Here is a 26,722-nt window from a genome sequence, read left to right on the forward strand (position 1 = left end):
GTGCCGCAGAGAGGTAGAGCGGCAGGCGTACCACCGCAACCCTGCTAGCGGTCGACAGGGGCAACCACACCCACAATCGGCCCCAGCCAGCGCCCGAAATCGGATCGGTTCAGCTGCGGGGCATGCAACCGCGACACGCTGCCATCCAGGAAAAGCGCCTGCGGCAGCCCGAGATCGTCGCGGAAAATGCGCCCGAATTCATGAAACGTGACCGGTTGATCCGAGATCACGAACACCACGCGCCTGCCATCCCCTGACGTGCCGACCCCATTGCGAATATGGCGCGATGTGCTGTCGGGCAAAAAACGTGGGTGTAACTCTCCGTCAATGACAAGCATCGGTCCCGACTGCGTGGCATACCGGCAATCGGGCCGCGCGGCCTCGTAAGCCAGCGTTTCGATCACATCGGCACGGCCTTTGCCGATGCAGAACACGCCGTTGGGCAAGAGCCCGAAATTGCCCGGCCCGGCGTTCGGGATCACGCGCATGATTTCCTGGCCGTCTTCGATGTAATGTCCCACCGGCGCACGGTCGTCGTGGTACATCCCGCCATTCATGGCAAAGGCCAGGGTCTTGCCCTCAGCGGTCAATGCCCCGTCAATCTTGGAGAATTGCCCGTATTTGTCGCCCGACGGCGTATCGAGGAACAATCGGAGGTCGTCCACACGCGGATCGACTTCGCACGCGGTATAGGCCAGCCCGTCAAAGCTGCGTTCTTCGCAGACCACCTGTGCCTGCGCCGACACGGCCGGCAAGGCGACCAGACCCAGCGCGGCCAGTGCGATCCTAGCTCTCGATATCACGACGCACATCGTCCTGTTCGAACATGCGGCGGGTGTCGTCCATCCGGTCGAACGTATCGTCCAGCTTGAACCGCAGCTCGGGCGAGAATTTCAACGTGAGGTTCTTGGACACGGCGCGGCGCAATTCGCCGCGATTGCGGTTGAGCAACTCCAGGACATCTTCCTGACCCTTGCCACCCAGCGGCACGACATAGGCGGTCGCCATGCGCAGGTCGGGCGTGGTGCGCACTTCGCCCACGGTGATGGAGTATCGGTTCAGGTCGGGATCGTGAATATCCCCACGCGCCAGCACATCCGCCAACGTCCGGCGGATCAATTCGCCCACGCGCAGCTGTCGCTGGCTTGGGCCTTCAGAGCTTTGAGATCGGTTTTTTGCCATATTCCGCACATAAGCGGTCTGGCGGCCTTTGCCAAGCAGAGGGTCAGCCGCTATTCAGGCGAAAATCCACTTGCGGAGAATGCCATGAGCGAAGAGATCGGGGTCGTCGTCACCGGAGTGTCCGGGCGGATGGGGCAGATGCTGGTGGCAGAGATTGCCAAACATCCAAGGATGCACCTCGCCGGGGCTGTCGAACGCGAAGGCCATGATTGGGTCGGCCGGGATGTTGGTTCAGCGATGGGGGGCGCGCCAGTGGGCGTGATCGTGGCGGATGACCCGCTTGATTGCTTCGCCCGCGCACAAGCGGTGATCGACTTCACCGCACCTGCCGCAACCGTCGCCTTTGCCGAACTGGCAGCACAGGCGCGGGCCGTGCATGTCATTGGCACCACGGGTCTGTCCGAGGATGACCTGACCAAGATCAAGGCCGCCGCACGCCATGCCGTCGTGGTGCGCGCGGGCAACATGAGCCTTGGTGTCAACCTGCTCACCATGCTGACCCGCAAGGTCGCCGCAGCGCTCGATGAAGACTACGACATCGAAGTGATCGAATATCACCACAACCAGAAGGTCGATGCGCCCTCTGGCACCGCCCTGATGCTGGGCGAGGCCGCTGCCGAAGGGCGCGGCGTCGATCTGCGCGATGTGTCGGATCGGGGGCGGGATGGCATCACGGGCGCACGCAAGCGTGGCGATATCGGCTTCAGTGCCATTCGTGGCGGCGATATCGTAGGCGAACATGACGTGCTGTTTGCCGCGGCAGGCGAACGTATCATCCTGCGCCATGTCGCCAGCGACCGCGCGCTCTTTGCCCGCGGCGCGCTCAAGGCAGCGCTCTGGGGACAGGACAAGGCACCGGGCGAATACGACATGCTCGATGTTCTTGGGCTGTCCGACGGCTGATCCGGGGACGGGCGGTGTTTGATCCAATCCTGCATATGTCGCGTATCTTTGACAATGGATATGACCGGAGGATCAGATGTCGAACCGTGTTGCCCTCGTCGCCGCGCTCATCGCTGGTTTCGCGCTGCCGCAAGCCGCCGCTGCCGAGCTGAAGCGAATCGACAGTAAAGCGGAATTCGTCCAGCTGGTGCAGGGCAAGACCCTGTCACGGCCCTTGGTCAGCCTCATGGTGTTTCCGGATGGGCAGATCTCGGGCCGAGGCGTGACATGGGATGTCACCGGGTCATGGACATGGCGAGACGGGTTCTTCTGCCGTGAACTGAACTGGGGTGGTGATGATCTGGGCTACAATTGCCAGGAAGTCCGCGCCAGTGACCGCGAGGTGCGGTTCACCGCCGATCAGGGCGCGGGCGATTCCGCGGATTTCCGTTTGCGTTGAGTATCTGGCCGATCAGAAGTCGATCGCGAGACCGCCCTTTTCCCAGTCGCCATAGCGTACAGGCTCTAGCCCGTCACGGCCGCCCAATTCCTTGGGCAATGGCTGTTGGGCAGCCGCCTTCTTGCGGCGCTCTTCGGCTTCGGCCAAGGCGCGCTGGGCGGCAGGGGGCAGGTCGTTGGGTATCTCAGAACTCATCGCGGTCTTCCATATCTCTTGCCTTTGATATACGCGCGTTCCGGTCCGGGACAACCCCGGCCCGTTACAGGATTTCTTTTTGCCCGCACCCGCTTCACCCCGCCTTGTCGCCCTTGACGGGCTCAGCCAGATCATCGGCGAAGGCCGCATGCTGTCGGACGTGATCAGCGATCCGGTCTGGCAAGACCTGACACCGCCTGAACGCGCCACCGCGCAACGGCTTGTCTCCGAAACGCTGCGCTATCTCGGGCGGGCGGATCATGTGCTGACCCCAAACCTTCAACGCCAACCGCCGCTTCGGGTGATGAATCTGCTGCGCATGGCCACGGTCGAGCTGATGACTGGCGGTGCCGCGCATGGCGTGGTGAACGAGGCGGTGAAACTTGCCGGACGCAACAAGAAAACCGCTCCGATGAAGGGTCTGGTCAACGCGGTTCTGCGCAAGATCACCGCCTTGGACGCGTCCGCATGGGAGCAGGCACCTGATACGATGTTGCCGAAATGGCTCCGCCCAAAGCTGGCGAAGGCCTGGAGCAAACCGGTCGTGGCGCGGATCGAACGCGCCCATGCCGTGCCGCCGCCTGTCGATCTGTCGGTCAAATCCGATGCGGCGGGTTGGGCCGAGAAACTCGACGGGGCGCTGCTTTCCACCGGGTCTGTCCGTCTGTCGGCACGCGGGCAGCTTTCCGCATTGCCGGGGTTCGACAGCGGCGACTGGTGGGTGCAGGACGCGGCAGCGGCCTTGCCTGTCCAACTGCTTGGCGATGTGTCGGGCAAACGCGTGCTCGACATCTGCGCCGCGCCCGGTGGCAAGACGATGCAGCTTGCCGCAAAAGGCGCCGATGTCACCGCGCTGGATATTTCCGAGGCGCGGATGACGCGGCTGAGGGAAAACCTGGCCCGAACCGGGCTGCCCGCGAAGACGGTCGTCGCCGATGCTCTGAGCTACGACGAGGGCCCGTTTGATGCGATCCTGCTGGATGCCCCCTGTTCGGCCACCGGCACGATCCGGCGGCATCCCGACCTGCCATATGTCAAGACGCCGACCGGCATCGACGACCTGGTGAAACTGCAACGCGCGATGCTGACCCGTGCGGTGCAACTCCTTTCGCCGTCCGGGACGCTGGTTTATTGCACCTGCAGCCTGCTGCGCGAAGAGGGCGAGGACCAGATCAAGTGGCTGCTGTCGCAAGGCGACGATCTTGACCTGCAAACGCCCGGCGCCGCTGGCCTTGATCCGGATTGGATCAGCCCCGAAGGCGGCGTGCGGCTGCGCCCCGATTACTGGTCTGACATCGGCGGGATGGACGGGTTTTACATGGCGGTGTTGCAACGCAAGGGCCCCCTGGCGCCTGCCTGACAATTGCGCCGTGACTCGACGCGATCACGAAGGTATGATGTCGGCATAAGAACGCTTGTGCAAACGCAAGCCAGAGGCAGAGCTGATGTTCCGACTGGACGCCGTAACGCGGGCGCAGACCCGGATATTGAACCGTGTGCATGCACGGCTTTCTACGCGCGTCAAACCTGCAACCGCCTTTGTCGGAACCCCAGAGCCACGCACCGTCGGGCAATATGCCCGTGGTCGGCAGTTGACCGCCGGCAACCTTTTGTTCGCCGGTCACCTGGTCGAGGCTCCGGGCGCCATCCTGTGGGACATCACGCCGCCAGATGACGCGTTCCTTGAAGAGATCCACGGGTTTGTCTGGCTCGACGACATGGCGAGCGTCGGTGACCCGGCGGCGCGCAAGGTCGCGCAATCCTGGCTGTTCGAATGGATTGACCGGTACGGCAACGGCAGCGGTCCGGGCTGGACGCCAGAGCTGGCCGGGCGACGGGTGATGCGCTGGTTGCACCATGCCATCTTCGTTCTGGGCGGCTGTACACCAGAGCAGTCGCGTGCCTTCTTCCGGTCAATCGCGCAGCAGACCATCTTTCTCAACCGCCGCTGGAATTCTTCGCCGCCGGGCCTGCCCCGGTTCGAGGCGCTGACGGGGCTGATCTCTGCGGGCCTGTCCCTGCAAGGGATGGAGTCGCAGGCCGATCCCGCAGTCAAGGCGCTGGGACAGGAATGTGTGCGCCAGATCTCCGATGCGGGGGGCATCCCGACGCGCAATCCCGAGGAATTGCTTGAGGTCTGCACGCTTCTGATCTGGGCGCGCGATGCGCTGCACGATGTCGAACGGGCTCCGGATCGGGCGCATGTTCAGGCCATTTCGAAGATCATCCCGACGCTTCGCGCCCTGCGGCATGCCGATGGCGGGCTGGCGCGGTTCCACGGCGGTGGACGTGGCGCCGAGGGACGGCTGGACCTGGCGCTGGCGGCGGCCGGGATCAAGGCGCATGCGGCCCAGGATCTTGCCATGGGCTATGCCCGCCTGTCTGCTGGACGCACCACGATGATCATCGACGCGGCTGCCCCGCCGAACGGCCCGGCGAGCTTCAACGCGCATGCTTCGACCCTGGCGTTCGAACTCACCTCCGGTCGACGGCCCCTGATCGTCAATTGCGGATCGGGCGCGACTTTCGGCGAAGACTGGCGCCGGGCCGGGCGAGCAACGCCGTCGCATTCGACCCTGTGCCTGGATGGCTATTCGAGTTCGCGGCTGGGTGCGACGTCGCGCCGGGGGCCGATCGAACGGGAATTGCTCGACGATGTGCCCAAGGGGGTACCGGTGGAAATGTCCCGCGTGACCGATGGCGTCCGGTTCGAGGGCGGCCATGACGGCTACATCAGGACCCACGGGCTGACGCATGCGCGTATCCTGGAACTCACCTTCGACGGCCGGGGGATCGTCGGTGAGGATCTTCTGGTCGCGCTCGACAACGCCAATGAAGCGCGTTTTGACCAGAAGATCGAGCAAAGCCGCTTGTCGGGCGTGCCGTTCGACATCCGGTTCCATCTTCACCCCGAGGTCGATGCGGCCATCGACATGAATGGCGCGGCGGTATCGATGGCGCTGCGCAGTGGGGAAATCTGGGTTTTCCGCTTTGACGGGTTTTGCGAACTTGCGCTTGAGCCGTCGGTTTATCTTGAAAAAGGCCGTCTTCGGCCGCGCGCGACGAAACAGATCGTTTTAACTGGCCGCGCGATGGAGTATGCGACCCGCGTTCGCTGGTCTCTGGCGAAGGCTCAGGACACCGCCATCGCGGTGCGGGACCTTGTTCAGGACGACGCAACGCTGCTGAACTGAACATCTGGGACCTATCGCTGCCATGACCAACCTTGCCCCTCTTCGCCGTGCGCTTTTGTCTGTCTCGGACAAGACCGGACTTGTCGATCTCGCCAAGGCGCTTGATGCGCGGGGCGTGGAACTGCTGTCCACCGGCGGATCGGCCAAGACCCTGCGTGACGCCGGTATCCCGGTCCGGGACGTGGCCGAGGTGACCGGCTTTCCGGAAATGATGGATGGCCGGGTCAAGACGCTGCACCCGATGGTGCATGGCGGTTTGCTGGCCCTGCGCGACAATGACGATCACGTGGCGGCGATGTTCGAGCATGACATCAAGGCAATCGACCTGCTGGTGGTCAACCTCTACCCGTTCGAGGAAACCGTCGCCAAGGGTGCCGATTATGACACCTGCATTGAAAACATCGACATCGGTGGCCCTGCGATGATTCGCGCCGCAGCCAAGAACCATGCCTTTGTGAGCACGGTTGTGGATGTCGAGGATTACGACGCGCTGCTGGCCGAACTGGACGAGAATGACGGCCAGACCACGCTGGCCTTTCGGCAGCGTCTGGCTCAGATCGCCTATGCCCGCACCGGGGCGTATGACGCAGCGGTGAGCACCTGGATGGCCGGCGCCATCGGCGAACAGACTCCGCGCCGTCGGGTCTTTGCCGGAACGCTGGCGCAACCCCTGCGGTATGGCGAAAACCCGCACCAGACGGCGGCTTTCTACACCGACGGCTCCAACCGTCCGGGCATCGCCATGGCCGAGCAGGTGCAGGGCAAGGACCTCAGCTACAACAACATCAACGACACAGATGCGGCCTTCGAACTGGTGTCGGAATTCCTGCCGCGCCACGGCTTTGCCTGTGCCATCATCAAACACGCCAACCCCTGCGGCGTGGCGACGGGCCGGACCCTGAAAGAGGCGTATCAGAAGGCCTTCGACTGTGACCGCACTTCGGCTTTCGGCGGAATCGTCGCGCTGAACTCGACGCTGGACGGAGAAACCGCCGAGGCGATTGCCGAGATCTTTACCGAGGTCGTCATCGCCCCCGGCGCGCATCAGGACGCCAAGGATGTCTTTGCGCGCAAGAAAAACCTGCGTCTTCTGATGGCCCCCGGCCTGGCGAATACGAAGGCGCCCGGCACGGTCTGGAAGCAGGTCTCCGGGGGCCTTCTGGTGCAGGACCGCGACAACGGACGTCTTGAGGTCGAGGACCTCGAGGTCGTGACCAAGATTGCCCCCACCGACGACCAAATGAAGGATCTGCTGTTCGCCTGGACGGTGGCGAAACACGTCAAGTCCAACGCCATCGTCTATGTCAAGGATGGCGCGACGGTGGGTGTCGGCGCCGGGCAGATGAGCCGCCTTGATTCCGCGTTGATCGCGGCCAGGAAGGCCGAACGCATGGCCGAGGCGCTTGGCCTGCCGGAACCGCTCACCAAGGGCAGTGCCGTGGCGTCGGATGCGTTTTTCCCCTTTGCCGACGGCCTGATGGAGGCCGCCGCTGCGGGTGCCTCCTGCGTGATCCAGCCGGGTGGGTCGATGCGCGATGACGAGGTGATCAAGGCCGCCGATGAGGCAGGGCTTGCGATGGTTCTCACCGGGATGCGCCATTTCCGGCACTGAATTTGACCATCCGGCAAAATTCCGGAGCAGGGCAAGGGAGACAACATGCGTCTGGTGGCCATCGTCGCAGCAGCGGTGTTTGTGATCGATCAGCTCACCAAGTGGTGGGTCGTGCACGTGATGGAGCTTGCCCGCGTTGGTGCGATCGACGTTTTCCCGCCTTACCTGAACTTTCGCATGGCGTGGAACACCGGCATCAATTTCGGGCTGCTGTCGGGGCACGCGGACTGGACACGCTGGATACTGATCTCGGTCGCTCTGGGGATCGTGCTCTTCGTGCTTGTCTGGATGCGCCGCGATCCGCCGGGGCGCACCGGGCTTGTCTTCGCGGGGTTGTTGATCGGAGGCGCTCTGGGCAACGTGGTGGACCGTCTGCTTTATGGCGCGGTCGCGGACTTTCTGAACATGTCCTGTTGCGGCATCGACAACCCGTATGCGTTCAACGTGGCCGATATCTCGGTATTTTTCGGGGCCATCGGGCTGGCGTTGTTTTCCTCGGGCAAAAACGCCTCGTGACGGGCGCGGCCGGATGCGTTAAAGCAGGTGTGAGGCGAATACGGAGGCGGGCAGACCCAATGATGCCGCGCGCACTTTTGATACTGGCACTGATGGCGCTGACCGCATGCGGGACGCGTCAGGATACGGTCGATCGTGACACAAACCTGCGCCAATTGCGCAATCCGTCGGGCACGCCCGAGGAATTCGCGATCGTGCCGCCAAAGCCGCTCGAGGTTCCGGAAACCCTTGCGCAATTGCCTCAACCGACACCCGGCGGGGAAAACCGCACGGACCAGACTCCGCTGAAGGACGCTGTCGCGGCTCTGGGCGGCGCGCCGTCGCGGCTCGACCCGCAGCCGGGTATCGGCGCGGGTGACCAGGCGCTGGTCGCGCAGGTGTCGCGTTTCGGCCGTCAGCCGGACATCCGCGAGGATCTGGCCGTGGCCGATCAGGCGTTCCGGGAACGCCGGTCGCTCTTCAACTGGCGGCTTGTCCCCGAGGATACCTACAACCGCATCTACCGGCCGCAGACGCTTGATCCCTATGCCTCGCTCGAGGCGGCGCGCCGGGCCGGGGCGCTGACCCCGTCCGCACCGCCGGAATAGCCGTTTCCGGGATATCTTCGCCCATTTTACCCAAGGGCCGCTCACGAAACTGTTGAGCGGCTTGAACTTGGGGTGGCGCATCGTACCTTACCTCAAAAGCAAGGAGATTTGCCGATGCATCGTCTCATGGCTCTGGTCGGGGTTTGCGTGATTGCTGCCACGTCCCTCAGCGCCGATACAATCGAAGACAAGGTCACCACATTCCAGCTTGATAACGGCATGGATGTTGTGGTCATCGAAGATCACCGCGCGCCCGCCGCGGTGCACATGCTGTGGTACCGGGCCGGGTCCGCCGATGAAACGCCGGGTGTGTCCGGCGTCGCGCATTTCCTGGAACACCTGCTGTTCAAGGGGACCGAAAAGCTTGAACCCGGCGAGTTCAGCGAGATCGTCAAGGCCAATGGTGGCACCGACAACGCCTTTACCAGCTTCGATTACACCGGCTATTTCCAGCGTGTCGCGGCAGACCGGCTCGGCCTGATGATGGAGATGGAAGCGGACCGGATGAAGAACATCCAGCTGGACCGCGAAGATATTCTGACCGAACGCGATGTGATCATCGAGGAACGCAACCAGCGGGTCGAGAATGATCCCGGTGCCCTGTTCCGCGAACAGCGCATGGCGGCGCAGTACCTCAACCATCCCTACGGCACACCGATCATCGGGTGGCGGCACGAGATGGTGGACCTCGATCTCGACGACGCGATGGCGTATTACGAACAGTTCTACTCGCCCAACAACGCGGTGCTCGTAGTCGCGGGTGACGTCATGCCGGACGAGGTTCTGGCGCTTGCACAGCAGCATTACGGACCGATTCCCCGCAACGAGGCCTTGCCGGAGCGCGAACGCCCGTCCGAACCGCCGCAGATGGCCGAACGTCGGCTGTCGTTCGAGGATCCGCGCGTGGCCCAGCCCTACGTGATGCGGACCTACCTGGCACCGGAGCGCGATTCCGGAGACCAGCGGGCCGCGGCTGCGCTGACCCTGCTGGCCGAAGTTCTGGGCGGATCGCAGACATCCGTTCTGCCGCAGAAGCTTCAGTTCGAAGAAAAGCGCGCCGTGTATGCGGGGGCGTTCTACAGCGGCCTGTCGCTTGATGACACGACCTTCGGGATCGTGAACGTGCCGGCCGAGGGCGTCAGCCTGGAAGAGGCCGAGGCGGACATGGACCGCATCGTCGCTGAATTTCTTGAAAACGGCGTCGATCCCGAACAGCTCGACCGGATCAAGTTCCAGTTGCGTGCGTCGCAGGTCTACGAGCTGGACAGCTCCAATTCGCTGGCCCGTCGCTATGGCGCGGCCCTGACATCGGGGCTGACGGTCGAGGATGTGCATGCGTGGCCGGAGATCCTGCAATCCATCACACCGGAAGAGATCATCGCCGCTGCGGAAGAGGTGTTTGACCGGGACAATGCCGTGACAGGGTTCCTGCGTACGGCGGAAGAGGTGACACAATGAAGTTTCTTGGTGCCCTGGCCGCTTTCATGATGCTGGCAGCGGTTCCGCTGCGGGCGGAAATCGACATCACCGAAGTCACCAGCCCCGGTGGCATCGACGCCTGGCTGGTCGAAGAAGAGTCGATCCCTTTCGTCGCACTGGAGTTGCGCTTCAAGGGCGGGGCGTCGCTTGACGCGCCGGGCAAGCGCGGCGCGACGAACCTGATGGTCGGGCTTCTCGAAGAAGGCGCAGGCGACCTGGAGTCGCGCGAATTCGCCGAACGCGCCGAGGCGCTGGCGGCAAGTTTTGAGTTCGATGTGGGCGATGACGCGGTGTCGATCTCGGCCCGGTTCCTGACCGAAAACCAGGACGAGGCGCTGGCGCTGCTGCGCGACGCGATCACCCAACCGCGCTTCGATCAGACCGCCATCGACCGGGTGAAGGCGCAGATCGTGTCCTCGATCCGGTCCGACGCACAGGACCCCGACAGCATCGTTGGCGAGCAATTCGACCAGATGGTGTTCGGCGACCATCCCTACGGATCTTCGATCGAAGGCACCGAGGAAAGCCTGGCCGCGTTGACCCGCGAGGACCTTCTTGCGGCCCATCAGGGGGCGTTGGCCCGCGACCGGGTGCATGTCGGTGCCGCGGGCGACATTTCGGCGGAAGAACTGGCCGAGGTGTTGGACAAGCTGCTGGCCGATCTGCCCGAGACCGGTGCGCCGCAGCCTGCGGATGTGGATGTCGAGACCGAAGCGGGCGTGACCGTCGTGCCTTTCGACGTGCCGCAATCGGTGGCGATCTTCGGACACGAAGGCATCGCGCGCGACGATCCGGATTTCTTTGCCGCCTATGTGCTGAACGAAATCCTGGGCGGTGGCGGGTTTGAGGCGCGGCTGATGGAAGAGGTGCGTGAAAAGCGCGGCCTGACCTATGGCGTCTACAGCTATCTTGTGCCCAAGGATCACGCGGAGCTTTACCTGGGCCGCGTATCGAGCGCCAATGACCGGATCGCAGAGGCGATCGACGTGATCCGCGACGAGTGGGCGAAGATGGCCGAAAATGGCGTGACCCAGGAAGAACTGGACAGCGCCAAGACCTACCTGACCGGGGCGTATCCGTTGCGCTTTGATGGGAACGGGCCAATCGCGAACATCCTCGTCGGCATGCAGATGGATGATTTGCCGGTGGACTACGTGAACACGCGCAACGACAAGATCGAGGCGATCACGCTGGAAGACATCAAGCGCGTCGCGGCCCGAATTCTCAAACCCGAGGCGCTGCGCTTTGTCGTGGTGGGTCAGCCGGAAGGGTTGGAGTCCTAAAGTTTCCACTGTCGGAAAAAGCAAGGCCGTGCTGACGATCCAGCACGGCCTTTGTCGGTTCGGTGACTGTCTGAGAGTATGTCACCGACACTCTTTTCGAAGCCAAGGTCCGTCTAGTTCAACAGGCCCGCATGACGCAGGCCGTTGTCGATCAGGTCGCGGGTCGGCTGCGACACCGGGAACAGCGGCGGGCGCATGTCCTCGTTGCACAGGCCAAGGCGGCTCATCGCGTATTTCGCGCCGCAGAGGCCGGGTTCGACAAAGATGCTGTGATGGAGCGGCATCAGGCGATCCTGCAATTCCAGCGCGGTCATGTAATCTCCGGCCAAGGTGGCCTCCTGCATCTGCGCGCACAATGCCGGGGCGACATTTGCGGTGACCGAGATCATGCCCACACCGCCTTGCGCGTTGAAGCCGTGTGCGGTGGCGTCTTCGCCCGAAAGCTGCACGAATTCCTTGCCGCAGGTCCGGCGCTGCGCACAGACGCGGGCGAGGTCGCCGGTGGCGTCCTTGACGCCGATGATGCGCGGCAGCTTGGCCAGTTCACCCATCGTGAGCGGCAGCATGTCGACAACCGACCGACCGGGAATGTTGTAGATTATGATCGGCAGGTCGCAGGCATCGTGCAGCATGGTGAAGTGCCGGATCAGCCCGTCCTGCGTCGGCTTGTTGTAATAGGGCGTCACCACAAGACCCGCCTGCGCACCGGCCTTCTCGGCGTGCTGGAGAAAGCGGATGGCTTCGTCGGTATTGTTCGATCCGGCCCCGGCGATCACCGGGATGCGGCCAGCGGCGGCTTCGACCACGAAGGAGACAACCTCCTCGTGTTCGGTATGGGTCAGGGTCGGACTTTCGCCCGTGGTGCCAACCGGGACCAGCCCGTGGCTTCCCTGATCCACATGCCAGTCGACCAACTGTTTGAGCGTGTCAAAATCCACTGCACCGTTCTTGAACGGTGTGACCAGTGCAGGCATCGACCCTTTGAACATCGTCACGCTCCTTTGGTTGTCGGCAGACTTGCCGTTGCGCCCGTGTCGCGAATGTGAGTTGAACACCACACGGCACGAGTTATCCTTTTGACGTGCGGTCTATCCTGTTTCAGTGGGGAAAATGCAAGTCATGTTTCGGCGTATCGCGATCCTGACGATGGTTCTGCTTGGCCTGCCTATGGCTGTGCTGGCGCAAGGCGGGGACCGGCCGCTCGAACGTGCGATGGACCTCATGCGGCAAGGCAACTGGGCCGCTGCCCAGATCGAGGCGCGGGGAGACGGGCAGGCGGCGCTGGACGTGATCCTGTGGCATTACCTGCGGGCCGGCCAGGGATCACCGCGCGAGGTTCAGGATTTTCTGACGCGCAATCCGGATTGGCCGGGCCTTCCTTACCTTCGTGAAAAGAGCGAAGCCGCGATGACCTCGGCCTCGGCGGAAGACATCCGCGCCTTCTATGCCGATCACGTTCCAGAAACCGGGGCGGGGGCGCTGTCGCTGGCGCGTGCGTTCCTGACGGCGGATGATCGCGAAGCGGCGAATGCGGTGGTCCTGCAAGCGTGGCAGACCCTGAGCCTGACGGCCGAAGAACAGGCGGCTTTCCTCGAGACCTATGGCGAGGTGTTGCGGCCGCACCATTCTGCGCGGTTGGACGCGATGCTTTGGCGTGGATATGCACAGAACGCCCGCGCCATGCTGCCCCTCGTGGATGAAGGCTGGCAGGCCCTGGCCCAGGCGCGCATGGCGCTGCGATCCGACGCACCCGGTGTCGACGTGCTGATCGAGGCGGTTCCGGGAAACCTCGGGGCCGATGCCGGGCTTGCCTACGAGCGGTTTGCCTGGCGCGCCCGCCGCAACCGGACTGACGACGCGATCGAACTGCTTCTGGCGCGGTCGACTTCGCCCGGGTCTCTGGGTCGGCCCGATATCTGGGCGCGGCAACGCGACGACCTAGTGCGGCAACTGATGCGGGCGGGGCAACACCATGTGGCCTACGACATCGCCTCGTCGCATCACCTTGACGAAGGGTCCGCCTTTGCCGATCTGGAATGGTTGTCGGGATACCTGTCGCTGCGGTTCCTGGAGGAACCAGAGCGCGCCGCAGGTCATTTCCGGGCCTTGCGCGGCGGCGTGGAAACACCGATTTCGCTGGGCCGCGCCGGGTATTGGCTGGGCCGCGCGCAAGAGGCTGCGGGCAATTCCGACGCCGCGGCGCAGGCCTATGCGTTCGGCGGCCAGTACCAGACGACGTTCTATGGATTGCTGGCCGCCGAGGCCGGGGACATTCCGCCCGATCCGCGTCTTGCGGGGGACGAGTCGTTTCCGGATTGGCGCGATGCGCCGTTCACGCGGTCGTCGGTCTTTACCGCGGCGATCCTGTTGCTGGATGCCGAAGAGCCGGTGCTGGCCGAACGGTTCCTGACACACTTGGCGGAATCGCTGGACCGGACGCAGATCGGGCAGATGGGCCAGATGCTCGATCATCTGAGGCTGCCGCATGTGCAGGTGATGCTGGGCAAGCGCGCGGCCCAATATGGCCACGAAGTTCATGCGCCCTACTACGCGCTGCACCCGCTGGCCGAGGTAGCGCATCCTGTCCCGACCGAGCTTGTGCTCGCCATCGCGCGGCGGGAATCCGAGTTCGACCCCCGGGTCGTGTCGCCCGTCGGTGCACGTGGCCTGATGCAGGTGATGCCTCGGACCGCGCAAGAGGTCGCCGGATGGCTGAACGTGGAGTATTCCGAAACCCGGCTGCTTGGCGATCCGGTCTATAACGCCGTGCTGGGAGCGGCCTATCTGGAACGGCTGGCGGCACAGTTCAACGGCAACCCGGTGATGATCGCGGCGGGTTACAACGCCGGACCCAGCAGGCCGGCACGCTGGATGGAGGAACGCGGCGATCCCCGGCAAGGCGAGATGGATGTCATCGACTGGATCGAGCACATCCCCTTCACCGAAACCCGGAATTACGTGATGCGTGTCGCCGAAAGCCTGCCGATCTACCGCGCGCGTTTGGGGCGCAATCCGCACCCGGTGCCGTTTTCGCAAGAGCTTGTCGGCTCAACCCTTCTGCCGCTGCCGCCAGAGGGTGAATAGGCCCGCGCCGACGATCAGGCCTGCACCGATCACCACGTTGGACCGGATGCTTTCTCCGAAGATCACGATGCCAAGGCTCGCAGCAAATGGCAGTTGCAGATAGGCAAAGGGCTGCACCGCGCTGGCTTCGGCCACATCGTAGCATTTGATCAGCAGGTAGTGTCCGGTGGCCCCCGTGACGCAAAGCATGGCCATCATGGCCCAGTCGAGCGGTATCATCGGTTCCCAGAACCAGATGCCGATCGCCGTCATGAAGGCCGCGCCAACCGTGCCGGTCCAGAAAAAACTGGTCGCGGCGCTGTCCTTGCGAGCGGCGTAGCGAGTGAGTAGGCCATAAAGCGCGAACATGAAGGCGGCGATGGTCGGGATGATGGCGAGCGGAGAGAACACGCCGAAGCCGGGTTGCAGGATGACCAGAATGCCGATGAAGCCCACGCCGATCGCGGTCCAGCGGCGCCAGCCCACCTGTTCGCCCAGGATCGGACCCGACAAAGCCGCGATGAGCAACGGGTAGCAGGCGAAGATCGCGTGGCTTTCGACAAGGCCCAGATAGGTGAAACCAAGCACCATGACGCAGATCTCGGCCGCCAGAAGAAGCCCGCGAAAGCCTTGCAGCCACGGTTGCGTGGTGGCGGCTGCGGCGCGCAGGCCCCCGGCGCGGCGGCTGGCGACGAACATGACGAAGGCGGCAAAGAACCAGTAGCGGATCATCACGACCATCAACACGTTGTATGCGCTGGCCAGGTGTTGTGACAGCCCGTCCTGAAGGGCGAAAACGAACGTGGTCGCCACCATGAGCCAGATGCCCAGGCGGTTGTTGGTCTCGGTCATGTCAGACGTCTTTCCGGGCGAGGGTCATGTGGCGTTTACGGCCAAAGCCGGGAACGCGGGTGGTGATGAGGCCCGCCGCATCCAGCGCGCGGCGCACGTGGCCTGCAGCGCTATAGGTGGCGGCGGTGCCGTTCGGGGCTGTCTTCTGCCCAACGAGGGCCAGGAGGTCCGGCTCCCACAGCTCGGGGTTCTTGGCGGGCGAAAAGCCGTCGAGGAACCACGCATCCACCGGTTGCGACAGCCCGTGCAGCGTCTTGCGCGCATCGCCCTCGACAAGGGTGAAGCGCAGGTCGGGCAGGGCGATCCGGCGGGCGCCGTCGGCCCAGAACGGAGCAAGCTCGTCGGCGATGGGTTTGAGCTCCGGGAAGGCCTGTTGCGCGCGGATCATGTCGTTGGCATTCATGGGGAACGCTTCGAAACTTGTGAAATGCAGCGTGCCCGTCTGCCCGCTGGACCGCCAGAGGTCGAGCGCCGCCAAGAGGTTCAGCCCGGTGCCGAAGCCCAGCTCTGCGATGTGGAACCCGTCCCTGAACCGTGCGGGCAGGTCGTTGCCCGCCAGAAACACGTGGCGCGTTTCGGCCAGCCCGTTGTCGAGCGAAAAATAGGGATCGTCGAACCGGCGGGAGACGGGAACGTCCCCGTCGCGCCAGTCGAGCGGTTCCGTCTGGAGTTCCATGATGACATACCTTAGCGACGGCGGCGACCTTGGCGAGGAGTAACCGGAATGGCAATGCCCGAAATCGCACCCGACATCACCGTGCGCGGAGCCGGAATTTTCGGCCTCAGCATCGCGTGGGTCCTGACCCGACGTGGCGCGCGGGTTCAGGTGGTCGATCCCCATGGCGCGGGGTCCGGGTCCAGCGGAGGGCTCGTGGGCGCTCTGGCGCCGCATGTGCCGGAAAACTGGAATGACAAGAAAGCGTTTCAGCTCGACAGCCTGCTGATGGCCGAAGCCTTCTGGACGGATGTGCAGGCGGCGGGGGGCGGTGATCCGGGTTATGCGCGGACCGGGCGGTTGCAGCCGATTGCCGATGATCACGGCTTGGCCTTGGCACTGGCACGGACCAAGGGCGCAAGAGACCTGTGGCAGGGGCACGCGGTGTGGGAGGTGATCCGCGCCAAGGAGGCCGGGGATTTCGCTCCGTACTCGCCAAGCGGTTACCTGATCCGCGATACGCTGACGGCGCGCATGCATCCGCGCCAGGCATGCGCGGCTTTGGTCGCCGCTTTGCAGGCAAAGGGTGTCGAGGTTGTTCCAGAAGCCCCGGATCGCGGCTCAGTGATCTGGGCCACGGGCTGGCGCGGGTTGCTGGAGGTGTCCGAGCAGGTCGGCAAATCCATCGGGGCCGGGATCAAGGGACAATCGGCGGCGCTGGCCCATGACGCAGGGCCGGTGCCGCAGGTGTTTGTCGACGGGTTGCACATCATCCCCCATGCCAATGGCACGGTTGCCATCGGATCGACCAGCGAACGGGAATTCGACACGCCTGACGGGCTGGACGGGCAGTGCGATGACCTGATCGCCCGGGCTGTTGCCGCGATGCCGGTTCTGGCGGAGGCGTCGGTGGTGGACCGCTGGGCCGGGGTGCGCCCCCGTGCCCGGTCCCGTGCGCCGATGCTGGGCGCGTGGCCGGGCCGCGACGGACATTTCATCGCCAATGGCGGGTTCAAGATCGGCTTTGGCATGGCGCCCAAGGTGGCCGAGGTCATGGCGGATCTCGTGCTGGACGGGAACGACGGCATCCCCGAGGGCTTTCGCGTCGAGGCGTCTATGTAGCGTCGATCGACCTGGCGATTTCGGCGACACCCGGGTCGATGCGTGCCTGCTGGATCGAACTGTAGGCAAGCCGGTAGAAATTGCGCGGCGGGGTCCGGTCGGCAAAGAACGCGGTGCCCGGTTCGATAAGCACGCTCGAGGCGCGCAGCCTTTGGGCGAGATCCTCGCAATCGACATGTTCGGGCGCGCGCATCCAGAAGCTCGATCCGCCATGGGTGCCTTTGCCGGCGAGGCTGAGACCGTGCTTGCCGATCGCGTGTTCCATGATCACGCGCCGGTCATGCAGGGCTTTGCCGATTCTGCGGATCAGGCTGTCGTAATGCCCGAGACTGAGGAAATAGGCTGTGGTGCGCTGGGTCAGACCCGGAGGGTGGCGCAGGACGGATGCCCTGAGCGCGCGCGCCTCACGGATGAAGGGCGCGGACCCCACGAGGTAGCCAAGGCGCAGACCAGGGAAGAGCGATTTGGAAAAGCTGCCTACGTAGATCACCCGTCCATCTGCATCGAGACTCTTGAGGGCCGGCATCGGTGGCTTCAGGTAGGCCAGCTCGAATTCGTAATCGTCTTCGACAATGAGCGCGTTCAAGTCCCGCGCGCGATCCAGCAACGCCTGCCGCCGTGCCAAGGGCATGGTGTGAGAGGTGGGGCATTGATGGCTGGGTGTCGTGAAGATCACGTCGGTGGTTTCGGGAATATCGCCGGGGGGCAAGCCGTCTTCGTCGACGTCGACGGCGCTCAGATGGCAGCGAGACCGCGTAAGGACATCACGCAGCGCCGGGTAGCAGGGGTTTTCGATCACGGCCTTGCGCCGTTGGGTCAGCAGAACCTGCGATGTCATCCAGAGCGCATTCTGCGCGCCCATGGTGATCAGGACTTCCTCGGGGTTGGCCGTGATGCCCCGCCGGGGCAGGGTATGCCGCAGAAGGAATTCCACCAGCTGAGGATCATCCTGGTCGTAGTAATCGCGCGTCAGCGCGGCGAAATCCCGCGCGCCCAGGGCCTGCAACGCGCATTGCCGCCAATTGGCATGGTCGAAAAGCTGCGGATCGGTCTGGCCATAGAGAAACGGATAGCGATACTGCGCCCAATCCGTCGGTTTGACCAATGTCGCGCCACCGGTAAATCTTTGCCCCAGCGCCCGTGTCCAATCGACCGCGTCTTCGCGCTGGGCGGATTTTTCGAAGCGGGGGGGCTCTGGCGCGTCGGGGGACACAAAATACCCGGAACGGCCTTTCGAGCTGAGAAAGTCGTTTGCAAGCAGTTCGGTATAGGCCAGCGTCACGGTGATCCGGCTGACCCCGAGATGCTGCGCCAGGCTTCGGGTCGAGGGCAGCTTTTCACCGCGCCGGAACCGTCCCGACAGGATGCCCTCGGCCACCATCTGCTGGATTCGCGATTGCAACGTGCCCTTGGTGTCGGGCTTGAGAAAGAAGGTTTCGACCGGAATTGCCATCGGGTGAGCCTAGGCTGGACTTATGCGCTTGGCAATCTGGTCTTACCTGCGCCAAGCCGCTTCGAAGCGGCTTGGTTGAAGGTCTTTCGAAAGACCTTTGGAACGCGATTTCGAAATCGCGTTTAGAAAGCGGTTTCGAAACCGCTTGCGCCCCTACTCGGACCAGCGCACGCCAGTCAGGTCCGTCGCCTGGGTCGGAGCGTTCTGCCAAAGCCCCTCGATCCGCGCATCCGCCACGGTGGGGAACGCCAGCTGGAACAGGTAGCCGTTGACGTAATCATCTGCGATCATCTTCTGGGCCTGTGCGATGAGATCGGATCGCGCCGCCGGATCGCTGGTCTCTCCCAGCGTGGACATCAGGTCCTGGAACTCCGGATTGTCATACTGGAAATAATAATCCGGACGCGCATAGATTCCGATGTCGAAGGGTTCGGTATGGCTGACGATGGTCAGGCCGAAATCCTTGCCGCGGAACACTTCCTCGAGCCACTGGGCCCATTCGAGATTGGTGATCTCGGTCTCGATACCCACGGCGCGCAGCTGCGCCGCGATGATCTCGCCGCCGCGCCGGGCATAGGAGGGCGGGGGCAGCTTGAGCGTCGTGGTGAAGCCGTCGGCAAAACCGGCCTCGGCCAGCAGCGCTCTGGCGGTTTCGACATCATGGGCGGATTGCCCGGTCAGATCGACGTAATCGGGATTGTGCGGTGCGAAATGTGTGCCGATCGGGGTGCCAAGACCGAACATCGCGCCGTCGATGATCGTCTGGCGGTCGATGGCATGGGACACGGCCTGACGCACCAGCAAATTGTCGAAGGGCGGTTGCTTGTTGTTCATCGCAAGGATCGTTTCGCCCTCGGTCGATCCGACAAGCACCTGGAAGCGCGGATCGGCTTCGAACTGGGGCAGGTTTTCCGGCGCCGGGAAACCCGCGAAGGCGTCGATATCCTGTGCCATCATGGCGGCGAAGGCGGCGGTGGGATCGGAGATGAACTTGAAAGTGGCGCCTTCGAGCGCGGGCGCGTCACCCCAATAATCGGGATTGCGGGCAAGCTCGATCCGGTCGCCCTGCACCCATTCCTCGAAGGTGAAAGGGCCGGTGCCAATCGGCGTCTGCTTGATGCCCTCGATGCTTTCGGGTGCCACGATCACCGCGTCGCCCCAGGCCATGTTGAAGAGGAAATTGCCATCGGGCGCGGAAAGTTGCACCTCGACCGTGGTCGGGTCGAGGACCGTCACCTCTTCGATGCCTTCGAAAAGCGCCTTCTGCGCGTTCGCGCTGTCTTCGGCGCGGGCGCGGTCGAGGCTGAACTTGACGTCTTCGGCGTCCATCGTGGTGCCGTCATGAAAGGTCACGCCATCGCGCAGGGTGAAGGTGTAGGTGGTGCCGTCTTCGCTGATGTCCCAGCTTTCGGCGAGGCCGGCCACAACCGAGCCATCCGACATGAAGCGCGTCAGGCCTTCGAACACGTTGGCATAGAGCACCGAGTCGATTGCGCCCGCGGCGGCACTGGTCGGATCGAGATGTGGCGGTTCAAGTTGCAGCGCGATGGTGAGGTCGGTTTGCTGCGCCAGTGCAGGCGTCGTCAGCAGCGCGGCCAAGGCGGCCCCGCGAAGAAAATGAGCGGTCATGGTATCCCTCCAGTTGTCGGAAGGAGTGTCAGGGCAAAACCCGCCGTGATCAAGTCTCTGCTTTTCGGTCGCGGGATGCGCGTTTGACTCGGGTCGGAGCGAGGAGCATTGCCCAAGGTGCGTGAGCACATGACGAACATCGTCCAATCCCTCGCGCGGTCCGGGATATTTATGAACCAGAGAAGCCTAGGGCAGCAGCAAGGTTTCGAGCGCGCGGCCCATGACCTTGGCGCTGTCGAGCATGTCGGTGATGCCGATCCATTCATCCGGTTTATGCGCAAGTTCCAGCACACCGGGTCCGTAGGCGATGCAGTTTTTCAGCTTGCCGATCCGGTCGATATGTTTCTGGTCGTAGCTGCCGGGTGACGCCACATAGGTCGGGTCATGGCCCAGCACATCGCGGATGGCGTCATGCACGGTGGTGACGATGGCCGCGGTCTTGTCGGTCATCGACGGGATCACGCGGTTGATCTCGCGGATTTCGTAGTCGAAGTTTTCACGCCGCGCCTTGAGGTCTTCGAGCAGGTCGATCACCTCTTGCCGGACCGCGTCGATGGGTTCTTCCATCAGGAAGCGGCGGTCGATGACGATGCGGCAGCTGTCGGGCACGCAATGGGCGGGCAGGCCGGTATAGTCGGTGGCCTGCTCGTGCTGGCCGCCATGCACCGAGTTGATGTTCATGGTCGATTGGCGCGCGCCTTCGGGGACCACGGGCATCTCGGTCCAACGCGACGCCATGGCGGGAAACAGCGAATCCTCGAAGGCTTGCAGCACGGCACCCATGTGGCGGACCGCGCAATCGCCGAGAAAGGGCATGGAGCCATGGGCGATCTCGCCTTTGGTTTCGATCTCGGCCCACCAGCCACCGCGATGACCCAGGCAGATGCGGTCCTTGTTCAGCGGTTCCGGGATGATCACGTGCTGCACGCGGTCAGGCGCGAACCAGCCCTGTTCGGCCAGATGGGCGACACCGCCATAACCGCCGGATTCTTCGTCTGCGGTGCCGCTGATCTCGATGGCGCCGGCATAGTCCGGATGCTGGGCGATGAACGCTTCGGCGGCGATGATCGAGGCGGCGAGGCCGCCTTTCATGTCACAGGCGCCGCGCCCGTAGATCCTGTCACCTTCCACCGCGGCCTTGAACGGATCGCGGGTCCACCCATGGCCGACCTCGACCACATCGGTATGCGCGTTGAAATGAACGCAGGGACCGGGGCGGGCGCCGTCGTGGCGGGCCACCAGGTTCCAACGGGGATAGCGGTCGCTGTCGCCGGGGGCGCCTTCGGCCCGGACCCAGGTGGTCTCGAAACCCGATCGGGTCAGCCGCGCATCCAGCAGGTCGCAGATCGCGGCATAGTTTTCGCCCGGCGGATTCAGCGTCGGGATGCGGATCAGTTCCTGCGTCAGTCCGATCAGATCATCGCGCGCGTCATCAATCCGTTGGAAGAGCCCGTCGCCCATGAGTCACCTCGTGTTTTCGGCCCAGTGTCGCGGCGTGCGGCAGGGTTTGCAAGGCTCAGCGCCACGATAGCGGCGGCAGTTTTCCGACCGGGACCGGGCCCAGCAGCACTGTGCCCCGCTCAAGACCCAGGGTCACATCGAGACTGTCCCGCGTTCCGTTGAACATGGCGAGCATGGAGAGCATTTCGGCCAGGAGATCGACCATTTCGGCAGGCAGGTCGCCGTTTTGCCGGGCAGCCTCAAGACCCTCGCGCCAGTTGTCCGCCGCGATATCGATTTCGCCGGTGGCGCGCCCCTGGTCATCGAATGTTGCAGCGCCCGTCACCTGGAACGTCACGGGCCCGTAGCTGATCTCGGACCGGGTCAGGTCCACCGAGCGAAGGCGGGGCGTCGGGTCGGCCAGGCCGTCGAGTGTCAGCGGGTCCTCGAACGTGACGTTCATCTGAGCGCGCAGGGAGCCGAGCGAGTCGGGGCCGATATCGGCGGACACCCGCGGTGTCGTTGCGGCGATGCTGCCGACCGATACCGCCAGACGGTAGCTGGACTGCGACAGGTCGATTCTTTGCAGGGCTGCGTTGACCTCGGCCATTGCGACCGCTTGGTCGGGGCCGGTGATGTTGAGAACCGCCGCTTCGACATTGCTGCGCACCAGCGCATCGTCGTCATGGATGACGCTGGCGCGCAGGCCGTCCGACGTCACCGTGGTCTCGCCAGCAGGGGTTGTGATCGTCTGGGTATCCGGCCATGCCACGATCACATGACCCTGCCGGTAGCTCAGGCCAAGCACCTGGAAAAATGGCGCGCGCCACCCGAGCGATCCGTCGGGCGAAATCAGGACCGGCTCGGTGATCGTCAGATCGGTCCGGTTCGGAAATCCGCGCACGGTCAGGTCGGCATAATCGGCCTGCCAGCCCTTGGCGCGCTGGTCAGCAAACCAGGCCGCGGTCTCGGTGCGCATGGCGTGCGCGGCATAGAACCACCATCCGCCATAGGCCAGCGCCGCCACGATGATCACAACCAGCAAACGTTTCACCGCGCCCCCCTTTTTTCTGCCGCGCCTTTGGTGTTTACCGCGCCCATGACAACAGGACCAGCAGCATGACACTTTGGGTGTTCGGATACGGATCGCTTTTGTGGAACCCGGGCTTTACCCCGGTCGAGACCGCGCATGCGCGGCTGGAAGGCTATGCGCGCAGTTTCTGCATGCGGTCGATCCATCACCGGGGCACCGATGACAAGCCCGGCCTCGTGCTGGCCCTTGATGCGCAGCTCGGAAGCACCTGCGACGGCTTGGCGATGCTGATGCAAGAAGCCGAACTGGACGCCACCATGGCGTATCTGCGCGAACGGGAACTGGTGTCGTCGGCCTATCTGGAAAAGACGCTGCCGCTGAGACTTGCCGATGGGCGCGACGTCACGGCGGTGACCTATGTGATCGACCCGGAACATGTGCAATATTGCGGTTCGCTGGAACTTGAGGAACAGGCGCAGATCATCGCAACGGCCATCGGCGGGCGCGGACCGAACAGCGAATACCTGTTCAATACCGCGGCACATCTGTCGGAACTGGGCATTCCGGATGCGGAACTCGACTGGCTCTGTGCCCGTGTGCGCAGCTTGATCGCTTAACGGCTTGGCGATTGGCGGCGAACCGCCTAGTGTGCCTGCGAAGAAAAAGAAACGCGTCAGGAACTGTCCGAATGGATCAGCCGGACATCGAGGCCGAGCCACATTTCTCCCAGCCTGTTCGACAGGTGCTGATGATGCTGCTTGTCCTGGGCCTTACGGGGTTCGGGGGATTTCTGGCGTTGCCGCGGGTCTTGCCCGTGTTCGAGGCGAACCCCTATCTCAATGGGTTCATTGGCTTTGTGTTCGTGATCGGGGTGCTGGCCTGTTTCTGGCAGGTCTGGCAGCTGATCCAGTCCGTCCGCTGGATCGAGCAATTCGCCCAGGAGCGCGAGCGCGGCGTCCAGAGCAAGGCCCCGCTTCTGCTGGCCCCGTTGGCCACGCTCTTGAAATCGCGTGGCCGTCGCATGCAGATCAACACGGCCTCGACCCGGTCGATCCTTGATTCCGTTGCGACGCGGATCGACGAAGCGCGCGAGATCACGCGGTATATCGTCAATTTGCTGATTTTTCTCGGCCTTCTGGGCACGTTCTACGGTCTGGCCACCACGGTCCCGGCGCTTGTCGATACGATCCGCGGCTTGGCGCCCGAAGACGGCGAAAGCGGCGTCGAGGTGTTCGCCCGGCTCATGGACGGGATGGACAACCAGCTGTCTGGCATGGGGGTCGCCTTTGCGTCTTCCCTGCTGGGGCTGGCCGGGTCGCTGGTGGTTGGATTGCTCGAACTGTTCGCCGGGCACGGGCAGAACCGGTTCTACCGCGAGCTTGAGGAATGGCTGAGCTCGATCACCAAGCTGGGTTTTGCCAGTGGCGAGGCCGATGGCGGCGGCGACATGGGGATGACCGGTGTCGTGCTGGATCAGCTTGTCGAGCAGATGGAGGCGATGCAGCTTCTGTTCGCGCGATCCGAAGAGGGCCGGTCCGAGGTGGAATACCGGCTTGGTCAGCTGAGCGACTCGCTCGAGCGGATGACCGAACGCATGGAGGCCACAGCCCCGAGTGCCACCGCCTTTGCGCGCATTGCCGACAGCCAGGATCGCCTGATCGACGTGCTGACGCAGAAGTCCGAGAATGAGGGCCTGGATGCGGAAAGCCGCATGCGGCTGAGGTCGATCGACGTTCAGATGCTGCGCATCCTCGAAGAGGTGGCGGCGGGGCGTCAGGAAACCATGGCCGAGTTGCGAACCGATCTGTCCACGATCGGACGCGCGCTGGAGCGCATGGCCCGCAGCGCTGGCCGCCCCAGCGACAAGAAGGGCGAGGGCTAGGCCATGGCTCTGTCGCGGCGCACCGGATCCCGGTTCCAGGCCTCGATCTGGCCCGGGTTCGTGGATGCAATGACCGGACTTCTGCTGGTGCTGATGTTCGTTCTGACCATCTTCATGGTGGTGCAGGCGGTGCTGCGCGATACCATCACCGGGCAGGAAAACGAACTCAACTCGCTGTCCTCCGAGATCGCCGAACTGGCCCGTGCGCTGGGGCTCGAGCAGCAGCGCTCCACATCGCTGACCAACCAGCTCGGCGCGCTGAATGCGACGCTGGAAGACACCCAGGCGCGGCTGACCGAACAGGAGGCGATCATCGAGTCGCTGTCGGCCACGCGCGACCGGCAGGCGGCTGCGCTCGACGCGGCGGATGCGCGGATCGCGTCTTTCGAGGAACAGGTGGCGGGCCTCTTGGCCGAACGCGATACCGCGCGGGATCGGGCGGACACACTGCTTTCGGAACGCGATACCGCGCGGGTCCAGGTCGCGGATCTGGAGGCGGCTCAAGAGCGGTTGATGTCGGAGCAGGATGCGCTGAACCTGGCGCTTGCAACGGCCCGCAGCGAAGTCGACGAACAGGCCGAAGCGGCGCGCTTGGCAGCGGCACGGCGCGAGGCGCTCGAGGCACTGGTTGCCGATCTGCGCGCCGATAACGCCGAGGCGACGGAGCAGGTCAGTTCGCTGACCGCACAGGTCGATACGCTCGAAACGGAACTGAGCGAAGAGGAAGCCGCCAAGCTCGCCGAAGCCGCGGCGGCCGAGGCCTTGCGCGAACGTTTGGAAAACGCGGATGCCGAGCTGACCGCGATGACCATGGCGCTCGAAGAGCAGCGTGCGCGGGCGGAGGAAACGCTGACCTTGCTGGCTGCGGCGCGTGACGCCGAGGACGATCTGAACGCACGGCTGGCGGCGGCTTTGCTTGAAGGCGAAGAAACAGCGTCGGCCTTGCAGGCGCGGCTGGATGCACAGGCCGACCGGATCGAAGGGCTGCAGTCCGAACTCGATGGGGCAGCGGTCGATCAATCCACATTGTCGTCGCTGGAGGCGCAATTGTCCGCCGCCTTGAGCCGCGTTTCCGAGGCCGATGCGCTGGAAGCGCGGCTAGAAGACTTGCGCGCCGAGAACGCCAACCTTTCCGCCGACCTGACCGAATCCGAACAGACCACCGCCGAGATGCAGGCGTCGTTAGAGGCGCTGCGTCAGGCTTTGGCCGAGGCTCAGGCAGACGCGGCGGCGCGGACCGAGACCGAGCAGACCCTGGAGCAACGACTGGCCGCAGCCCTGGCGCAGCAAAACTCGACCGAAGCGACGCTGGACGAGACGCGCGACCAGCTTGCGGCCGCATTGGCAGCGCAGGTGGCGGCAGAGACCGCCCTCCAGGACCGCCTGTCCGATGCGGAGCAACGGCGTGTTCTGCTTGAGCAGGCGCGGGAGAGGTTGGAAGAGGAGACACAACGTGCCAGCGAGGCGCAGCAGCAGACGGAACTGCTGAACCAGCAGGTTGGCGCGCTGCGCAGACAATTGTCATCCTTGCAGGGGCTTCTGGACGAAGCCGCAGCAAAGGATGTGGAAGCGCAGATCCAGTTGGAGAGCCTGGGCAGCGAGTTGAACTCCGCGCTGGCGCGGGTTGCGTCAGAGGAACGGCGGCGGCGGCAGCTTGAGGAGGCCGAACGCCAACGGCTCGAGGAAGAGCGGCAGCGCCTGGAGGAGGAAAGGCAACGGCTGGCCGGTCAAAACCAGGATCTCGAACGTTATCGGTCCGAGTTCTTTGGCCGCCTGCGGGAAGTCCTGGGCAACCGGGAAGGCGTGCGCATCGAAGGGGACCGGTTCGTGTTTTCGTCCGAGGTGCTCTTCCCGCCTGCCGAGGCCGGGCTGTCGCCGGGAGGCCGCGCGCAGATCGCCAACGTTGCGGAAATCCTGCGCGATGTGGCCGAGGACATTCCCGCCGGGATCAACTGGATCATCCGCGTCGACGGGCATACCGACAACCTGCCGCTTTCGGGCCAGGGGGTCTATGCCGACAACTGGGAACTGTCGCAGGCGCGGGCGCTTTCGGTGGTGCGCTACATGATCGAAGAGCTGGAGATCCCGCCGCAGCGGCTCTCGGCCAACGGGTTCGGAGAATACCAGCCGGTGAACACCGCTGACACAGCCGAAGCCCGGGCACAGAACCGGCGGATCGAGTTGAAGCTGACCGAGCAGTAAG

The 26,722-nt window shown here is 64.0% G+C and carries 24 protein-coding genes; 14 read left to right on the forward strand and 10 right to left on the reverse strand.

The window, feature by feature from the left end; translation table 11 throughout:
- Nucleotides 1-44: 44 nt before the first annotated feature.
- Together LCF60_RS00710 and rbfA are read right to left on the reverse strand one after the other, a co-directional pair.
- Nucleotides 45-746, reverse strand: coding sequence for a phosphodiester glycosidase family protein (locus tag LCF60_RS00710; protein WP_292289171.1), 702 nt, complete (start codon nucleotides 744-746; stop codon nucleotides 45-47).
- A 40-nt stretch (nucleotides 747-786) separates the two neighbouring features.
- On the reverse strand, nucleotides 787-1,182 hold the full coding sequence (gene rbfA, locus LCF60_RS00715; protein WP_292289086.1) for a 30S ribosome-binding factor RbfA: 396 nt from the start codon (nucleotides 1,180-1,182) through the stop codon (nucleotides 787-789).
- A gap of 84 nt (nucleotides 1,183-1,266) precedes the next feature.
- On the opposite strand from rbfA, the gene dapB reads away from it, so the two are divergent.
- Together dapB and LCF60_RS00725 are read left to right on the forward strand one after the other, a co-directional pair.
- A complete protein-coding gene (gene dapB / locus LCF60_RS00720; RefSeq protein WP_292289087.1) occupies nucleotides 1,267-2,085 on the forward strand; it encodes a 4-hydroxy-tetrahydrodipicolinate reductase in 819 nt (272 codons plus the stop codon).
- A 76-nt stretch (nucleotides 2,086-2,161) separates the two neighbouring features.
- A complete protein-coding gene (locus tag LCF60_RS00725) occupies nucleotides 2,162-2,524 on the forward strand; it encodes a dihydrodipicolinate reductase (RefSeq protein ID WP_292289088.1) in 363 nt (120 codons plus the stop codon).
- Between the two features lie 12 nt (nucleotides 2,525-2,536).
- On the opposite strand, the gene LCF60_RS00730 is transcribed toward LCF60_RS00725, so the two are convergent.
- A complete protein-coding gene (locus tag LCF60_RS00730) occupies nucleotides 2,537-2,719 on the reverse strand; it encodes a DUF1674 domain-containing protein (RefSeq protein WP_292289089.1) in 183 nt (60 codons plus the stop codon).
- 79 nt (nucleotides 2,720-2,798) lie between these two features.
- On the opposite strand from LCF60_RS00730, the gene LCF60_RS00735 reads away from it, so the two are divergent.
- The 7 genes from LCF60_RS00735 to LCF60_RS00765 all read left to right on the forward strand — a co-directional run bounded on the left by LCF60_RS00735 (nucleotide 2,799) and on the right by LCF60_RS00765 (nucleotide 11,390).
- The gene (locus LCF60_RS00735) at nucleotides 2,799-4,079 is read left to right on the forward strand and encodes an RsmB/NOP family class I SAM-dependent RNA methyltransferase (protein WP_292289090.1); all 1,281 of its coding nucleotides are present in this window, start codon (nucleotides 2,799-2,801) and stop codon (nucleotides 4,077-4,079) included.
- An 85-nt stretch (nucleotides 4,080-4,164) separates the two neighbouring features.
- Nucleotides 4,165-5,913 carry a heparinase II/III family protein gene (locus tag LCF60_RS00740; protein WP_292289091.1) on the forward strand — a complete coding sequence of 583 codons (1,749 nt, stop codon included), beginning with the start codon at nucleotides 4,165-4,167 and terminating at the stop codon, nucleotides 5,911-5,913.
- A 22-nt stretch (nucleotides 5,914-5,935) separates the two neighbouring features.
- Nucleotides 5,936-7,525 (forward strand): bifunctional phosphoribosylaminoimidazolecarboxamide formyltransferase/IMP cyclohydrolase, encoded by a 1,590-nt coding sequence (purH, locus tag LCF60_RS00745; RefSeq protein ID WP_292289092.1) that lies wholly within the window; start codon nucleotides 5,936-5,938, stop codon nucleotides 7,523-7,525.
- Between the two features lie 45 nt (nucleotides 7,526-7,570).
- Nucleotides 7,571-8,041, forward strand: coding sequence for a signal peptidase II (gene lspA / locus LCF60_RS00750; RefSeq protein ID WP_292289093.1), 471 nt, complete (start codon nucleotides 7,571-7,573; stop codon nucleotides 8,039-8,041).
- 92 nt (nucleotides 8,042-8,133) lie between these two features.
- Nucleotides 8,134-8,628 carry a DUF3035 domain-containing protein gene (locus tag LCF60_RS00755; protein WP_292289094.1) on the forward strand — a complete coding sequence of 165 codons (495 nt, stop codon included), beginning with the start codon at nucleotides 8,134-8,136 and terminating at the stop codon, nucleotides 8,626-8,628.
- 114 nt (nucleotides 8,629-8,742) lie between these two features.
- Nucleotides 8,743-10,086: a pitrilysin family protein gene (locus LCF60_RS00760; RefSeq protein ID WP_292289095.1), complete on the forward strand. Its 1,344-nt coding sequence runs from the start codon at nucleotides 8,743-8,745 to the stop codon at nucleotides 10,084-10,086.
- Nucleotides 10,083-11,390, forward strand: coding sequence for a pitrilysin family protein (locus LCF60_RS00765; RefSeq protein ID WP_292289096.1), 1,308 nt, complete (start codon nucleotides 10,083-10,085; stop codon nucleotides 11,388-11,390). The genes LCF60_RS00760 and LCF60_RS00765 overlap by 4 nt, the downstream gene beginning before the upstream one ends.
- Nucleotides 11,391-11,503: 113 nt before the next feature.
- Here the strand turns inward: LCF60_RS00765 and dapA are convergent, their stop codons facing one another.
- Nucleotides 11,504-12,379 (reverse strand): 4-hydroxy-tetrahydrodipicolinate synthase, encoded by an 876-nt coding sequence (dapA, locus tag LCF60_RS00770; RefSeq protein WP_292289097.1) that lies wholly within the window; start codon nucleotides 12,377-12,379, stop codon nucleotides 11,504-11,506.
- 130 nt (nucleotides 12,380-12,509) lie between these two features.
- Here dapA and LCF60_RS00775 point away from each other — a divergent pair, with 130 nt between their 5' ends.
- Nucleotides 12,510-14,474, forward strand: coding sequence for a lytic transglycosylase domain-containing protein (locus LCF60_RS00775; protein ID WP_292289098.1), 1,965 nt, complete (start codon nucleotides 12,510-12,512; stop codon nucleotides 14,472-14,474).
- On the opposite strand, the gene LCF60_RS00780 is transcribed toward LCF60_RS00775, so the two are convergent.
- Nucleotides 14,439-15,305: a DMT family transporter gene (locus tag LCF60_RS00780; protein WP_292289099.1), complete on the reverse strand. Its 867-nt coding sequence runs from the start codon at nucleotides 15,303-15,305 to the stop codon at nucleotides 14,439-14,441. The genes LCF60_RS00775 and LCF60_RS00780 overlap by 36 nt on opposite strands.
- A 1-nt stretch (nucleotide 15,306) precedes the next feature.
- The gene (gene mnmD / locus LCF60_RS00785) at nucleotides 15,307-15,981 is read right to left on the reverse strand and encodes a tRNA (5-methylaminomethyl-2-thiouridine)(34)-methyltransferase MnmD (protein WP_292289100.1); all 675 of its coding nucleotides are present in this window, start codon (nucleotides 15,979-15,981) and stop codon (nucleotides 15,307-15,309) included.
- A 54-nt stretch (nucleotides 15,982-16,035) separates the two neighbouring features.
- Between mnmD and LCF60_RS00790 the strand changes: the two genes are divergently transcribed.
- Nucleotides 16,036-17,082 carry an FAD-binding oxidoreductase gene (locus LCF60_RS00790; protein ID WP_292289172.1) on the forward strand — a complete coding sequence of 349 codons (1,047 nt, stop codon included), beginning with the start codon at nucleotides 16,036-16,038 and terminating at the stop codon, nucleotides 17,080-17,082.
- Here the strand turns inward: LCF60_RS00790 and LCF60_RS00795 are convergent.
- The 4 genes from LCF60_RS00795 to LCF60_RS00810 all read right to left on the reverse strand — a co-directional run bounded on the left by LCF60_RS00795 (nucleotide 17,075) and on the right by LCF60_RS00810 (nucleotide 22,658).
- Nucleotides 17,075-18,535, reverse strand: a complete 1,461-nt coding sequence (locus tag LCF60_RS00795; RefSeq protein WP_292289101.1) for a PLP-dependent aminotransferase family protein — start codon at nucleotides 18,533-18,535, stop codon at nucleotides 17,075-17,077. The two genes, LCF60_RS00790 and LCF60_RS00795, sit on opposite strands and share 8 nt — an antisense overlap.
- A 153-nt stretch (nucleotides 18,536-18,688) precedes the next feature.
- Nucleotides 18,689-20,164, reverse strand: a complete 1,476-nt coding sequence (locus tag LCF60_RS00800) for an ABC transporter substrate-binding protein (RefSeq protein WP_292289102.1) — start codon at nucleotides 20,162-20,164, stop codon at nucleotides 18,689-18,691.
- A gap of 186 nt (nucleotides 20,165-20,350) precedes the next feature.
- Complete coding sequence (locus LCF60_RS00805) at nucleotides 20,351-21,625, reverse strand: acetylornithine deacetylase/succinyl-diaminopimelate desuccinylase family protein (protein ID WP_292289103.1); 1,275 nt, start codon at nucleotides 21,623-21,625, stop codon at nucleotides 20,351-20,353.
- 55 nt (nucleotides 21,626-21,680) lie between these two features.
- Nucleotides 21,681-22,658 carry a DUF2125 domain-containing protein gene (locus LCF60_RS00810; RefSeq protein ID WP_292289104.1) on the reverse strand — a complete coding sequence of 326 codons (978 nt, stop codon included), beginning with the start codon at nucleotides 22,656-22,658 and terminating at the stop codon, nucleotides 21,681-21,683.
- Between the two features lie 65 nt (nucleotides 22,659-22,723).
- Between LCF60_RS00810 and LCF60_RS00815 the strand changes: the two genes are divergently transcribed.
- From LCF60_RS00815 to LCF60_RS00825, 3 genes are all read left to right on the forward strand, one after another.
- A complete protein-coding gene (locus tag LCF60_RS00815) occupies nucleotides 22,724-23,254 on the forward strand; it encodes a gamma-glutamylcyclotransferase (RefSeq protein ID WP_292289105.1) in 531 nt (176 codons plus the stop codon).
- A gap of 71 nt (nucleotides 23,255-23,325) precedes the next feature.
- Nucleotides 23,326-24,519: a biopolymer transporter ExbB gene (locus tag LCF60_RS00820; protein WP_292289106.1), complete on the forward strand. Its 1,194-nt coding sequence runs from the start codon at nucleotides 23,326-23,328 to the stop codon at nucleotides 24,517-24,519.
- Nucleotides 24,520-24,522: 3 nt separating this feature from the next.
- A complete protein-coding gene (locus tag LCF60_RS00825; protein WP_292289107.1) occupies nucleotides 24,523-26,721 on the forward strand; it encodes a peptidoglycan -binding protein in 2,199 nt (732 codons plus the stop codon).
- Nucleotide 26,722: the final 1 nt, after the last annotated feature.

Source organism: Marivita sp., assembly GCF_020055635.1.
Lineage (GTDB): Bacteria > Pseudomonadota > Alphaproteobacteria > Rhodobacterales > Rhodobacteraceae > Marivita.

Bases quoted from the DNA above. Each gene is read 5' to 3' on its own strand.
- rbfA (WP_292289086.1), bottom strand. From the start codon at position 1,182: ATGGCAAAAAACCGATCTCAAAGCTCTGAAGGCCCAAGCCAGCGACAG.
- dapB (WP_292289087.1), top strand. From the start codon at position 1,267: ATGAGCGAAGAGATCGGGGTCGTCGTCACCGGAGTGTCCGGGCGGATG.
- LCF60_RS00725 (WP_292289088.1), top strand. From the start codon at position 2,162: ATGTCGAACCGTGTTGCCCTCGTCGCCGCGCTCATCGCTGGTTTCGCG.
- LCF60_RS00730 (WP_292289089.1), bottom strand. From the start codon at position 2,719: ATGAGTTCTGAGATACCCAACGACCTGCCCCCTGCCGCCCAGCGCGCC.
- LCF60_RS00740 (WP_292289091.1), top strand. From the start codon at position 4,165: ATGTTCCGACTGGACGCCGTAACGCGGGCGCAGACCCGGATATTGAAC.
- purH (WP_292289092.1), top strand. From the start codon at position 5,936: ATGACCAACCTTGCCCCTCTTCGCCGTGCGCTTTTGTCTGTCTCGGAC.
- lspA (WP_292289093.1), top strand. From the start codon at position 7,571: ATGCGTCTGGTGGCCATCGTCGCAGCAGCGGTGTTTGTGATCGATCAG.
- LCF60_RS00755 (WP_292289094.1), top strand. From the start codon at position 8,134: ATGGCGCTGACCGCATGCGGGACGCGTCAGGATACGGTCGATCGTGAC.
- LCF60_RS00760 (WP_292289095.1), top strand. From the start codon at position 8,743: ATGCATCGTCTCATGGCTCTGGTCGGGGTTTGCGTGATTGCTGCCACG.
- LCF60_RS00765 (WP_292289096.1), top strand. From the start codon at position 10,083: ATGAAGTTTCTTGGTGCCCTGGCCGCTTTCATGATGCTGGCAGCGGTT.
- dapA (WP_292289097.1), bottom strand. From the start codon at position 12,379: ATGTTCAAAGGGTCGATGCCTGCACTGGTCACACCGTTCAAGAACGGT.
- LCF60_RS00775 (WP_292289098.1), top strand. From the start codon at position 12,510: ATGTTTCGGCGTATCGCGATCCTGACGATGGTTCTGCTTGGCCTGCCT.
- LCF60_RS00780 (WP_292289099.1), bottom strand. From the start codon at position 15,305: ATGACCGAGACCAACAACCGCCTGGGCATCTGGCTCATGGTGGCGACC.
- mnmD (WP_292289100.1), bottom strand. From the start codon at position 15,981: ATGGAACTCCAGACGGAACCGCTCGACTGGCGCGACGGGGACGTTCCC.
- LCF60_RS00790 (WP_292289172.1), top strand. From the start codon at position 16,036: ATGCCCGAAATCGCACCCGACATCACCGTGCGCGGAGCCGGAATTTTC.
- LCF60_RS00795 (WP_292289101.1), bottom strand. From the start codon at position 18,535: ATGGCAATTCCGGTCGAAACCTTCTTTCTCAAGCCCGACACCAAGGGC.
- LCF60_RS00800 (WP_292289102.1), bottom strand. From the start codon at position 20,164: ATGACCGCTCATTTTCTTCGCGGGGCCGCCTTGGCCGCGCTGCTGACG.
- LCF60_RS00805 (WP_292289103.1), bottom strand. From the start codon at position 21,625: ATGGGCGACGGGCTCTTCCAACGGATTGATGACGCGCGCGATGATCTG.
- LCF60_RS00815 (WP_292289105.1), top strand. From the start codon at position 22,724: ATGACACTTTGGGTGTTCGGATACGGATCGCTTTTGTGGAACCCGGGC.
- LCF60_RS00820 (WP_292289106.1), top strand. From the start codon at position 23,326: ATGGATCAGCCGGACATCGAGGCCGAGCCACATTTCTCCCAGCCTGTT.
- LCF60_RS00825 (WP_292289107.1), top strand. From the start codon at position 24,523: ATGGCTCTGTCGCGGCGCACCGGATCCCGGTTCCAGGCCTCGATCTGG.